Source organism: Paenibacillus sp. LHD-38 (assembly GCF_031157315.1).
Taxonomy (GTDB): domain Bacteria; phylum Bacillota; class Bacilli; order Paenibacillales; family Paenibacillaceae; genus Pristimantibacillus.
On the sequence record NZ_JAVIFU010000092.1, the window covers coordinates 1 to 11,481 of the forward strand.

At 47.7% G+C, this 11,481-nt stretch carries 11 protein-coding genes and 1 tRNA gene; 3 read left to right on the forward strand and 9 right to left on the reverse strand.

What is annotated here, in order from left to right:
• Window positions 1-166: 166 nt before the first annotated feature.
• On the reverse strand, window positions 167-1,276 hold the full coding sequence (gene ispG / locus RCO25_RS33605; RefSeq protein WP_309000404.1) for a flavodoxin-dependent (E)-4-hydroxy-3-methylbut-2-enyl-diphosphate synthase: 1,110 nt from the start codon (window positions 1,274-1,276) through the stop codon (window positions 167-169).
• Window positions 1,277-1,291: 15 nt separating this feature from the next.
• Here ispG and RCO25_RS33610 point away from each other — a divergent pair, with 15 nt between their 5' ends.
• Window positions 1,292-1,477, forward strand: coding sequence for a hypothetical protein (locus tag RCO25_RS33610; protein ID WP_309000405.1), 186 nt, complete (start codon window positions 1,292-1,294; stop codon window positions 1,475-1,477).
• A 1-nt stretch (window position 1,478) separates the two neighbouring features.
• On the opposite strand, the gene clpX is transcribed toward RCO25_RS33610, so the two are convergent.
• From clpX to RCO25_RS33630, 4 genes are all read right to left on the reverse strand, one after another.
• Entirely contained in the window at window positions 1,479-2,735 is a 1,257-nt protein-coding gene (gene clpX / locus RCO25_RS33615; protein WP_076271649.1) for an ATP-dependent protease ATP-binding subunit ClpX, read from the reverse strand.
• A 16-nt stretch (window positions 2,736-2,751) separates the two neighbouring features.
• The gene (gene clpP / locus RCO25_RS33620) at window positions 2,752-3,345 is read right to left on the reverse strand and encodes an ATP-dependent Clp endopeptidase proteolytic subunit ClpP (RefSeq protein ID WP_053374767.1); all 594 of its coding nucleotides are present in this window, start codon (window positions 3,343-3,345) and stop codon (window positions 2,752-2,754) included.
• Window positions 3,346-3,574: 229 nt separating this feature from the next.
• Window positions 3,575-4,864 carry a trigger factor gene (tig, locus tag RCO25_RS33625; RefSeq protein WP_309000406.1) on the reverse strand — a complete coding sequence of 430 codons (1,290 nt, stop codon included), beginning with the start codon at window positions 4,862-4,864 and terminating at the stop codon, window positions 3,575-3,577.
• Window positions 4,865-4,952: 88 nt separating this feature from the next.
• The gene (locus tag RCO25_RS33630; RefSeq protein WP_309000407.1) at window positions 4,953-5,774 is read right to left on the reverse strand and encodes a hypothetical protein; all 822 of its coding nucleotides are present in this window, start codon (window positions 5,772-5,774) and stop codon (window positions 4,953-4,955) included.
• A 319-nt stretch (window positions 5,775-6,093) separates the two neighbouring features.
• On the opposite strand from RCO25_RS33630, the gene RCO25_RS33635 reads away from it, so the two are divergent.
• Window positions 6,094-6,170 (forward strand) — tRNA-Arg (locus RCO25_RS33635).
• A gap of 323 nt (window positions 6,171-6,493) precedes the next feature.
• On the opposite strand, the gene RCO25_RS33640 is transcribed toward RCO25_RS33635, so the two are convergent.
• Complete coding sequence (locus RCO25_RS33640; protein WP_309000408.1) at window positions 6,494-7,102, reverse strand: P-loop nucleotide/nucleoside kinase family protein; 609 nt, start codon at window positions 7,100-7,102, stop codon at window positions 6,494-6,496.
• Between the two features lie 153 nt (window positions 7,103-7,255).
• The gene (locus tag RCO25_RS33645) at window positions 7,256-7,588 is read right to left on the reverse strand and encodes a hypothetical protein (protein ID WP_309000409.1); all 333 of its coding nucleotides are present in this window, start codon (window positions 7,586-7,588) and stop codon (window positions 7,256-7,258) included.
• A 141-nt stretch (window positions 7,589-7,729) separates the two neighbouring features.
• Here RCO25_RS33645 and asnB point away from each other — a divergent pair, with 141 nt between their 5' ends.
• Complete coding sequence (gene asnB, locus RCO25_RS33650) at window positions 7,730-9,574, forward strand: asparagine synthase (glutamine-hydrolyzing) (RefSeq protein ID WP_309000410.1); 1,845 nt, start codon at window positions 7,730-7,732, stop codon at window positions 9,572-9,574.
• A gap of 161 nt (window positions 9,575-9,735) precedes the next feature.
• On the opposite strand, the gene rdgB is transcribed toward asnB, so the two are convergent.
• Window positions 9,736-10,398, reverse strand: coding sequence for an RdgB/HAM1 family non-canonical purine NTP pyrophosphatase (gene rdgB, locus RCO25_RS33655; RefSeq protein WP_309000411.1), 663 nt, complete (start codon window positions 10,396-10,398; stop codon window positions 9,736-9,738).
• Window positions 10,399-10,403: 5 nt separating this feature from the next.
• Window positions 10,404-11,141 carry a ribonuclease PH gene (rph, locus tag RCO25_RS33660; RefSeq protein WP_309000412.1) on the reverse strand — a complete coding sequence of 246 codons (738 nt, stop codon included), beginning with the start codon at window positions 11,139-11,141 and terminating at the stop codon, window positions 10,404-10,406.
• Between the last annotated feature and the right edge of the window lie 340 nt (window positions 11,142-11,481).

Below are 11,481 nucleotides of genomic sequence, written 5' to 3' on the forward strand. Positions count from 1 at the left end.
TTCGCATCCTCCGCACCTATCCTCACGGACTAGCACTATGCGTCAGCTATGTACTTCCGCCACCTCGCAGTGTACTGGAGACTTTCACTCCCTAGTCGATTGCGCTGCCAAGCGCACAAAAGGCTTATTCACGTCAATAAATGACGTGAATAAGCCTTTTTGTTGGTTAAGCAGGGGTGTGATGCTTCCGGCCTGGAATTTCTCCGGTTGCTTCAAACACACGTACGATTTCATCTATTTCCTTCTTTAACTCATCCAGCAATTCAGCCTCAGGTACCTTCCGAATGAGCTCTCCGTAACGGAATAACATACCCTCGCCCCTGGCTCCAGCAATCCCGATATCCGCTTCCCGCGCCTCGCCAGGACCATTAACTGCGCAGCCGAGCACAGATACTTTAATCGGTACCTTGATTTTTGAAATGTAGTCTTCAACTTCATTAGCAATTGAGAATAAATCGATATCCAGACGACCGCAGGTCGGACAGGATACGAGCGTTGCAGCATTCGTGATCAGTCCAAAGGTTTTTAGCAGCTCGCGAGCCACCTTAACCTCTTCAACCGTATCAGCGCTCAGGCTGATGCGCAGCGTGTTGCCGATGCCTAATGCAAGAAGTGCACCAATACCTGCCGAGCTCTTAATCGTGCCCGTATGCAGCGTGCCAGCCTCCGTGATGCCTAGGTGGAGCGGATACTTGATAACCTTAGCAGCCATCGAGTAAGCTGCGATTGCCATCGGAACATCAGACGCCTTGAGCGAAACGATGATATCGTGAAAATCAAGCTCCTCCAAAATCCCAATATGAAAAAGCGCGCTCTCGACCATCGCCTCCGGCGTTGGATATCCGTATTTCTCAAGCAAATGATTCTCTAGTGAGCCGGCATTGACGCCGATACGAATAGGTATGCCTTTTTCCTTACAAGCCTTCACTACCGCTTCGACACGTTCACGGCGGCCGATATTGCCCGGATTAATCCGAACCTTATCTATGCCGTTCTCGATAGCAAGCAGTGCCAGACGGTAATCAAAGTGAATATCAGCTACAAGAGGGATATGAATGCGTTTTTTGATTTCCTTGATCGCTTCAGCTGCTTCCTTGTTGTTAACCGTTACCCTAACAAGCTGACATCCCGCTTCCTCAAGCCCCAAAATTTCTGCAACAGTTGCTTCCACGTCAGCTGTCTTGGTGGTGCACATACTTTGAATAATGACTTCGTTACTGCCGCCAATCGTTAGATTACCGACTTTAACCGCCACTGTATCTTGACGCAAGTACATAAGTTTATCTCTCCCATGAACGTCAAAGTCCACCCTTTGACTGGCGGCAATGCTGCCGCGCGGCTGGGTGGAGACAATGACGGTAGTCAAGCGTATACGGCAAAGCCGTCATTGGCGACAAGAGCTCGTTACGCGGAGGGCTATAAGTTAAGCGTTACATTACTTACGCATAAGCTCATAGCCCTTCTATTTGAACGCTAGCTTACGCGCTCTCTTCCTTCTTCTTACTCTTCTTAGCCGTAAGTTCTGGCATGATTTTCTCTTGAACGGTTTGCTCCGTTATTAGACAAGTACTTAGATCATCACGTGATGGTACCTCGTACATGACTTCAAGCATGATGCTTTCGATTATCGCGCGCAAGCCGCGGGCGCCGGTATTGCGCTTTATCGCTTCTTTCGCAATGGCATCGAGAGCAGCCGGCTCGAAATCAAGCTTCACATTGTCCATTTCAAGCAATTTTTGATACTGCTTCACAAGCGCGTTCTTCGGTTCGGACAAAATCCGAACAAGTGCCGGCTCGTCAAGCGGCTCAAGCGTTGAAATAATAGGCAAACGTCCAACAAACTCTGGAATAAGTCCGAATTTCAGCAAATCCTCCGGCAATACCATTGTCAGGTATTCGCCAGCTTTCAGATCCTTCTGCAATTCGCCTGTGGAGCTAAAGCCGATTACCTTCTTGCCGATACGACGTTTGATCAATGACTCAAGCCCGTCGAACGCGCCGCCACAAATGAACAAAATGTTCGTTGTATCGATTTGAATAAACTCTTGGTGCGGGTGCTTACGTCCGCCTTGCGGAGGAACGGAAGCAACCGTGCCTTCTAATATTTTCAGAAGCGCTTGTTGAACTCCCTCGCCCGATACATCGCGCGTAATTGACGGATTTTCCGATTTGCGGGCTACTTTATCGATTTCATCGATATAGATAATGCCTCGCTCAGCTTTTTCCACATCATAGTCGGCAGCCTGAATGAGCTTAAGCAAAATATTCTCGACGTCCTCACCGACATAACCTGCTTCTGTAAGTGAAGTCGCGTCAGCAATCGCAAAAGGAACATTCAAAATCTTTGCCATCGTTTGCGCAAGCAAGGTTTTACCCGATCCCGTAGGACCTAGCAGCAAAATATTACTTTTTTGCAATTCAACGTCTTCGATTTTGCTTCCGGAATTAATCCGTTTGTAATGGTTATATACCGCTACAGACAACGATTTTTTCGCGAATTCTTGACCGATAACATAAGAATCCAGGATGGCCCGGATATCTTTCGGTTTCGGAATATCCTTAAGATCAAGCTCTTCCTCATTGCCGAGTTCTTCCTCAACAATTTCAGTGCACAGCTCGATACACTCATCGCATATATAGACGCCAGGACCAGCAACCAATTTACGTACTTGATCCTGCGATTTGCCGCAGAATGAACATTTTAACTGGCCTTTTTCGTCGTTGAATTTAAACATGTAATCACCCCTTCGATTAAATCGTCGATACCGGCGCTGTAATCACCTTGTCAATCAAACCGTAGGCAAGAGCCTCTTCCGCGCTCATGAAATTGTCACGGTCGGTATCGCGGTCGATTTTTTCATAAGGCTGTCCGGTGCGATCTACATAAATTTGGTTAAGCTTTTGTTTCGTTTTCAAAATCCAATCCGCATGGATCTTGATATCGGATGCCTGGCCGCGTACGCCGCCGAGCGGTTGATGGATCATAACCTCTGCGTTAGGAAGCGCAAAACGCTTGCCTTTCGCGCCCGCTGTAAGGAGAAGCGAGCCCATGCTTGCTGCCATGCCCATGCAAATCGTGGACACCTCAGGCTTAATATATTGCATCGTATCAAAAATACCCATTCCCGCAGTCACGGAGCCGCCGGGAGAGTTAATGTACAGATGTATGTCTTTCTCTGGGTCGTCGGCCGCCAGAAACAGCAGCTGTGCAATGATGGAGTTTGCTACATCATCATCGATTGCGCTCCCAAGGAAAATAATACGGTCCTTCAGCAAACGGGAGTAAATATCGTAAGAACGCTCCCCGCGATTCGTTTGTTCGACTACGATAGGTACTAGATTCATGCGACCAACCTCTTTTCGTTTATGACTTTGGTTACTTACTTATTGTAACACGTCGTCGTAATGATGTCATTTTTCCAATAATACATTATACGGCGACGGCCGTTCGATATGTACGGAGATTAGCCTCCAAAACAAGCACAATTTCATATGTAGGGTCAAAATAAGGCACGTACCAATGACGTGCCTTATCCTGAGTCAAGCTTTTATTAAATTTTTCGTATGTGGCTTATTAAACAGCTTTGCTGTTATCAAGCAAGAACTTGATTGTTTTACGAAGTGCAATATCTTCTTGCAGGCTGTTAAGGTTTCCGTTTTTCGAGAAAATCTCGCGAAGCTCTTCAGCAGGACGGTTGTAAGATTTGGACAGCTTCTCAAGCTCTTCGTTCAAATCCTCGTCATTTGCAGCAATACCTTCAGCTTTAGCAATGGCATCAAGCACAAGGTTGTTCAGAACGCGTTTTTCAGCGTCTGTACGCATTTGCTCGCGAAGAACGGTTTCGTTTTGACCAGAGAACTGGAAGTAAAGATCCATGTTCATGCCTTGCATTTTTAGACGGTTTTCAAAATCCTTGATCATGTAGTCCGTTTCAGAAACGATCATCGGCTCAGGAATTTCAACGTCTGCTGCTGCAGTAGCTTTGTCCACGACTGCAATTTCACGAGCTTGATCGCCTTCTTGGTTTTTACGCTCTTGAAGTTTACCTACTAGATCCTGCTTGTACTCTTCAAGAGTATCGAATTCGCTAACGTCTTTTGCAAACTCATCATCAAGAGCCGGCAGGCTTTTGCGTTTGATTTCATGCAGCTTCACTTTGAATACTGCAGGCTTGCCTGCAAGGTGCTCAGCGTGGTAGCTCTCTGGGAACGTTACTTCGATGTCCTTGAAATCGCCGATTTGCATGCCAACCACTTGCTCTTCGAAACCTGGGATAAAGGAGTTGGAACCAATCTCTAGCGAATAACGCTCGCTTGCTCCGCCTTCGAATGCTTCGCCGTCAACATAACCGTCGAAATCAATTACAGTGATGTCGCCGTTTGCTGCAGCGCCTTCTTCAACTACGGAAAGCTCAGCATGACGCTGTTGCAGACGCTCAAGTTCAGCTGCAATTTCTTCTTCCGTAACTTCAGCTTTAACGGATTCAACTTCCAAGCCTTTGTATTCGCCAAGCTTAACTTCTGGCTTAACGATAACTTTTGCTTTGAATTTGAATGTTTCGCCTTTTGCAAATTGCTCAACATCGATCTCAGGACGGTCAACCGGCTCAAGATTGTGCTCGTTAACTGCTTCGGAATAAGCGTCTGGCAGCAGAATGTCAATTGCATCCTGGTACAGGCTCTCGATACCAAAACGGGATTCGAAAATGCCGCGCGGCACTTTACCTTTACGGAATCCAGGTACGTTTACTTTTTGAACGACTTTCTTAAATGCTTGATCAAGAGCATCAGAGACTTTCTCCGCTCCTACCTCCACGTCGATCGACACGATGTTCTTGTCTATTTTTTCCCAAGTTGCTTTCATTTTATGCCTTCCCCTCCGAAAATGCTCATGCATCAGTAGTTATCACGTTTCATAAACCATTCTATTATAAACAAGCTGGGCCAGATTATCAAGACTCTGGTTCGTCTTCTCCGGATTGCTGCAGAACAGCAACCTGTCTCAATGCCTTGCATGCTTGCTCATAACGGAATCTTAAACCTTCGGTAATGCCGTATGTATCACGAATATCGTCATCGTTCGCCGAGCCGTAAACGGTAAGAAGCAGCGTTAAATGCAGCGCAGCCGCAAAATAATCGACTGTGTCTTCGTCTTCTCTGAGCATCCAATGATATGCAGCCGTACCATACAAAAATTGTAAACTTTCTTTCCATAACTCTCTTGCAAAATGCGGCAATGTTGGATCATCGACCTCCGCCACCTGCTCCGTCCGCTCGAGTATCCGGATAATCGGAGTCGGAAAATCATCCATCGAAAGAGGCGTGGCATCCAGCTGGAGCTCGGCAGTTTCCCCTAATCTTTCCAGTATGATCGTTCCTTCGGCACCCCGTTTGCGCAAGCATTGAAGCGCCTTGAACTGCACGACTGGATGTACCTGCTGGGTGACCAGCCAATTCTTGATGGACTCATCCATATCCGAAGACTGAATATAGGCGGCCCGTTCAAGAGCAAGTATCTGCTGATCGATCATCGGATGATTTTGCATGATGTAGAGTACTTGGTTCACGTAAGCCTCGTCCTGGTCCGGCGGATTAAGAAGCTGCTCGCGTATCGTTGCTTCGTCCTCTTCCTTCTCTCGTTTGGCCATTATGAATCCAGTACCGTCACCATTTCCATCTTCAGGGAAAGCCATGTCGAGCCATGTCAGAAGGCTGTCCCACTCTTCATAATGGCGCGCATCCTCGCCCTGGCATTGCAGCAAAAAGCGCAGCAACTCCTTGGCCTCCCCGTATTGCTCCGCTTCTAGCATACGGGTTAACTGTACCTGATAATGGTCCAGCATGCTAGGGAACAAATAAACGTTGTCCTTGTTGTCGCCTTGTGTGTCATTGGGAGTTGTAATGATAACACCGCCTTATGGTCACGCCGTTTGTTCATACGTACAATCTTGCGTTCGATTATACCATGTACAGTCAAAAGAAAAAACAAATGTCGTGTTCCGACCGCTTTTAATTCTTTTTTTATGTAAATTGAAGATAAAAACAAAATAAGGCTTGCAATAAAATATTCCTATGTGGTATATTATTTCTTGTGTCCCGGTAGCTCAGCTGGATAGAGCAACGCCCTTCTAAGGCGTCGGTCGGGAGTTCGAATCTCTTCCGGGACGCCAATAAGAACAAACGAAAGCATTTTTTTACATAAACCCGCCAAACCCTTGATAAAACAAGGGTTTGGCGGGTTTTTCTCTTTGTCCAGGCTATATTGCTTGTAACCAATGATTCTTTCCTTCTTAAAGAACAAGAAGAGCCTATCCTGCGATAGGCTCTTTCATCTTAATATTTATCAAAAAAATCCCGAGGGGAGCAAATTAAGTTGTCTTCACCACCGATCCACGTCGCGCATTCTCGTTGAAAGCAAAAAAGAAGGCTGTTCCGTAAGGTTTAAAACCTCTTGGAACAGCCCTCCAGAATGGCCATCTATATTGTTGCCGGATTAAACCGACATTGTCGCTTGCTTTTCATTAACGAATTGGTATAATTGCTCCGATTTCTCTTCTGTAAGCTCGCCGCTATTATCGAAAACTAAAATCGAAGAGCTTGGAATATCCCAGTTGATTTGAGGAACAAATTCAATCCGCTTCTCAAAATTGCCCCAATTGTCCAGCTTCCATTGGTCGCGTTCCGTTTGACGGCCGACGATACGGATCTTCTGAAGCTCCATATCCTGCAGCGTAACGACGATGACCTTTATATCAACTTCATGCAAGGACAAGCCGGCTGCTTTAACAACTTCTTCAATCCATTGCTTATTTTTCAGCTCTGCCGTAAAAGGCGAAATCATAAACACGTTTTGTCCTGCCGCTAAATTTTCTATACAAACGTCCTTAGCCGTATCGTATTCCAAATCACGCAAATTTTTTTTGTAATAATCCGAATCCCGGTCTCTCTTGTCCAGTCCGTTCAGCTCCAAGATCGCCTCTACAAATCTGCCGCCAATCGTATCACGGTCAAGAAATGCGGCGGGGATGCGATCTGACAGCTTTCTAGCTACGGTTGTTTTGCCTGTGCCTGCTACTCCGATGAAAAAAACTAACTTTTGCAAAAAGATAAACCTCCACTATTTTTTGTAGAAGTATATCATTTTTTTTTTCGTTTTAATAGAAGAGAATGGGACTTAGGTTATTCTTGCAGTTGAGACGCGCACATGCCAAAGGGGCACACAGTCATCATATGGCTGGCGCCCCCTCTTCTATGTTTAAAGCAGCTGCATAGACTCTATATGGCGCTTTGTCGTATCCGTACCATGCTCGTACAGCTGTTTATAAATTTGTTGAATAAGCTCGTCATAGCCCGCACTCATTTCGCTGTCGCTTGCAGAGCCAAACGGATGGCTGGAAAAATGATACATCTCAGCCTCATCCATGCTGGACAGCTCGTCAAACATCTCCCTCAGCTTAATATGTTCTTGCTCATTCATGTTTATTTCAAGCTCATAGGCCGCAGCCTGCGGATCCTCTAATATTTGCCCCGCCTGGACGGATACGTAATATCGTTTGCGATCCTCTCCGCCAGCTTCCATATCAACCATTATTCGCGTGCTCCTTTCTGCTCTTCAACTTTTTACGGACCTCCCTAGCATCCCCCGTCGGACAGACATTTTATGCCTTTTTTCTGCATATAACTGATATTATCGCTACTTTGAGACCAGCAAAAGAGAGGAATGAGATCGATGTGTGGAATTACGGGCTGGATCGACTGGAACCGTGATCTGACTAAGCAGAGTGAAAGCTTAGAGAAGATGACTGACACCCTGGCACCGCGCGGTCCCGACGCTTCCGGTACGTGGATATCAGCGCATTGCGCTTTAGGCCATCGACGTTTATCCGTCATTGACCCTGAAAATGGAGCACAGCCGATGATACGCCATACCGGCGATGACAAATATGTCGTTGTCTATAACGGGGAATTGTATAATGCGCCAGAGCTCCGCAAGGAGCTGGAGGGCAGAGGCAGAACATTCACGACAAATTGCGACACGGAAGTACTACTGATTGCTTTTATGGAATGGGGCAAGGCGAGCGTCGAACGTTTTAACGGAATATTTGCGTTTGCAATATGGAACGTGGCCGAACAAGAGCTGTTCCTTGCGCGTGATCGGCTTGGCGTAAAGCCATTATTTTATAGCTTGCAGGATGGTTTGTTTATTTTTGGTTCGGAGCAAAAATGTATATTAGCGCACCCTGCCGTGAAACCGGAGGTCGGTGCGGAAGGACTTGCGGAGATCTTTATTCTCGGTCCAGCCCGCACGCCAGGGCAAGGCGTATATAAACAAATCAGCGAGTTAAGGCCTGGCCGCTGCATGACGGTGAATCACTCAGGCGTCAAGACGATAACGTATTGGCAACTGGAGAGCAGCCCGCACGGTCAAAATATCGAAGAAACCGCAGAGCAAGTCCGTGAGCTGCTTAAGGACACCGTTGAACGGCAGCTCGTTTCGGACGTTCCTGTATGCACTCTTTTATCAGGCGGACTCGATTCCAGCGCGCTTACCACCCTTGCGGTCAACTATTACAACGAAAACGGGCAAGGAAACGTCCATACCTACTCCGTCGATTACACCGATAACGATAAGCATTTTAAAGCGCATGCCTTCCAGCCGAACAGCGATGCGCCTTGGATCGAGAGAATGACCACGCATTTAGGTACCATCCACCATCCGATTCAATTTGATACGCCTGAGCTTGTCGGTGCCTTGAAGGCGGCTACCTTCGCCCGCGATCTCCCCGGCATGGCCGATGTCGATGCATCCTTGCTGCTGTTCTGCCATGAAATCAAGAAAGATGCCACCGTGGCGATTTCCGGCGAGGCTGCAGATGAAATTTTTGGCGGCTATCCTTGGTTCCACCGCGAAGAAGCGCTAAGCGCCAATACATTCCCTTGGTCACTGGCTTCGGCCATGCGTGCTGATCTGCTTGCCCCAGACGTGGCCGCTTGGATCAAGCCCCTTGATTACATTGGTGACCGTTACGCGCAGGCAATAGGCGAGGTTCCTCATTTGGACGGCGAAAGCGAGCAGCTCCGCAAAATGCGCCAGATGTCTTACTTGAATATTACCCGCTTCATGCCGACGCTTCTGGACCGTAAGGATCGCATGAGCATGGCAGCCGGTTTGGAAGTCCGCGTTCCTTTCTGCGATCACCGGCTGGTTGAATATGTTTGGAATATCCCATGGGAAATCAAAACATCAGGCGACCGGGAAAAAGGCATTTTGCGCAAAGCGCTGCGCGGCATTCTCCCGGATGACGTACTGACTCGCAAAAAGAGTCCTTATCCAAAAACTCATAATCCCAACTATTTGGCCGCTGTCAAAGGGCTGCTGCTGGACGTGCTGAACGATCCCAGCTCCCCGCTGCTTCCGCTGATCAACGTCAATAAGGTAAGAGAACTCGCAGAATCAGACTCCGCCAAATCGAATATTCCGTGGTTCGGCCAGCTCATGTCCGGCCCGCAGCTGTTCGCATACTTGTATCAAGTAAATTTGTGGCTGAAGCAGTATAAAGTTGTCATTGGCTAAAATAGATTAACCCTTTGCAAAAGCTCGTTTCAAGGAGATATATAAGCACATTTATAAGTGAAAAGTTATAAATTCTTATATATTAAAATAAAGCAACCCCATCTGCAAAACGCCGTATTGAGCGGCTAAATGCGGATGGGGTTGCTTTATATATTCTTGGCTTATGCTTGTTCAAGCAGCGGAAGCAGCTTCCTAAGCGCTTCCCCGCGATGGCTGATCTGCTGTTTCTCTTCCTTTGTCAGCTCAGCCATACCTCGGTTCAAGCCAGGCACCCAAAATAGGGGATCATAGCCGAATCCACCAGTACCGTGCGGTATTTCCGTAATAACCCCGTCCACCGTGCCTTCCGCCTCAACAAATAAACCGGTAGCAGGATCATATAACGCCAATGCACATACAAATTGCGCCTTGCTCAGCAGCAGCGAACCGTCAGTCAGCCTTCCCAGCTCTTCCAGCTCCTGATTCTCGCGCATGCGCTTAAGTTCGCGAATCAATTTTGCATTGTTATCTTCGTCTGTTGCGCCCTCACCCGCATAACGCGCAGAGTAAACGCCAGGTTCACCGCCCAGCGCCGCAACGCGCAAGCCAGAATCATCGGCCAATACAGGGACGCCAAGCGCGTCACCTGTCGTTTTTGCTTTGATGCGCGCGTTAGCCGCAAACGTCTCGCCATCCTCCACGATGTCTGGAATTTGCGGATAATCCAGCAGACTCGCGGTCTCTTTGCCTAACTTTTGGAGTGCATGCGCAAACTCCTTCACTTTGCCGGCATTTTTGGTAGCCACGACGATAATCTCATGAGAGAGCACCGAATGCTTTGTCATGGATATTAACCTCCAATGCGGGCCGCCAAAGGACCAAGAACATCGCGCTGCTTACTGATCAGCTCCGTTATGCCCTCTTCTCCCAGTGCCAGCAATTGATTAAGCTCATCACGTGAAAACGGTGCGTCCTCACCCGTTCCCTGCACCTCAACAAATTTTCCGTTCCCTGTCATTACGACATTCATATCGACCTTTGCTTTCGAATCCTCTTCATAATTCAGATCAAGCAGCGCTCTCTCCTGAATGACGCCAACGCTTACCGATGCTAGAAAATCAGTAATAGGGTATTTGGCGAATTGGACCTTTTCCGAGATTTTATTGATTGCGATGGAAAGCGCGATGAATGCGCCTGTAATCGACGTCGTGCGAGTGCCTCCGTCTGCTTGAATGACATCGCAGTCAAGCGTGATCGTCCGCTCACCCAGCGCCTGTAAATCAACGACCGAGCGCAAGGCACGTCCGATAAGCCGCTGTATTTCCATCGTCCGGCCAGTAAGCTTACCCTTGGCCGCTTCACGAATGTTCCGCGAATGAGTTGCCCGCGGCAGCATAGCATACTCAGCGGTAATCCAGCCCTTACCTTGCCCCTTCATAAAGGGCGGTACTCTATCTTCAACGCTTGCCGTACAGATAACCTTCGTCTCCCCAACCTCGATCAGGACGGACCCCTCTGCGTATTTATTGACACCTGTGGTTATGGTTACCGGCCGAAGCTGGTTCGGTTGCCGACCGTCGTTTCTCATGCTAATTTCCTCCTGAGCACTGCTTCATATTATTAGTGAACAAATTGATCCAATCTACAATCTTTTCTATTTTAACAAAGTAGCCTGCGAATTGCATCCGCAGCAGCCTAAAAAGAAAACACCGCAGCAGCAAGCCGTTCTCTGCGGCAAAAGCAGTCGTTTCGTGGAGATATATAAGCACATTTATAAGTGAAAACGCGTATAAATCCTTATATATACACAAATCGAGTAGGCCTATGCGCATGCGCATAGGCCTCTCACAGATCCGGACATGCGGGTCGTCGCATCCGGCTCCTCCAGTGATTATCCCCTCTGGGGATGAAGTTCCTTGTAAATAGCA

Bases quoted from the DNA above. Each gene is read 5' to 3' on its own strand.
- ispG (WP_309000404.1), bottom strand. From the start codon at position 1,276: ATGTACTTGCGTCAAGATACAGTGGCGGTTAAAGTCGGTAATCTAACG.
- RCO25_RS33610 (WP_309000405.1), top strand. From the start codon at position 1,292: ATGAACGTCAAAGTCCACCCTTTGACTGGCGGCAATGCTGCCGCGCGG.
- clpX (WP_076271649.1), bottom strand. From the start codon at position 2,735: ATGTTTAAATTCAACGACGAAAAAGGCCAGTTAAAATGTTCATTCTGC.
- clpP (WP_053374767.1), bottom strand. From the start codon at position 3,345: ATGAATCTAGTACCTATCGTAGTCGAACAAACGAATCGCGGGGAGCGT.
- tig (WP_309000406.1), bottom strand. From the start codon at position 4,864: ATGAAAGCAACTTGGGAAAAAATAGACAAGAACATCGTGTCGATCGAC.
- RCO25_RS33645 (WP_309000409.1), bottom strand. From the start codon at position 7,588: ATGGTTGATATGGAAGCTGGCGGAGAGGATCGCAAACGATATTACGTA.
- asnB (WP_309000410.1), top strand. From the start codon at position 7,730: ATGTGTGGAATTACGGGCTGGATCGACTGGAACCGTGATCTGACTAAG.
- rdgB (WP_309000411.1), bottom strand. From the start codon at position 10,398: ATGACAAAGCATTCGGTGCTCTCTCATGAGATTATCGTCGTGGCTACC.
- rph (WP_309000412.1), bottom strand. From the start codon at position 11,141: ATGAGAAACGACGGTCGGCAACCGAACCAGCTTCGGCCGGTAACCATA.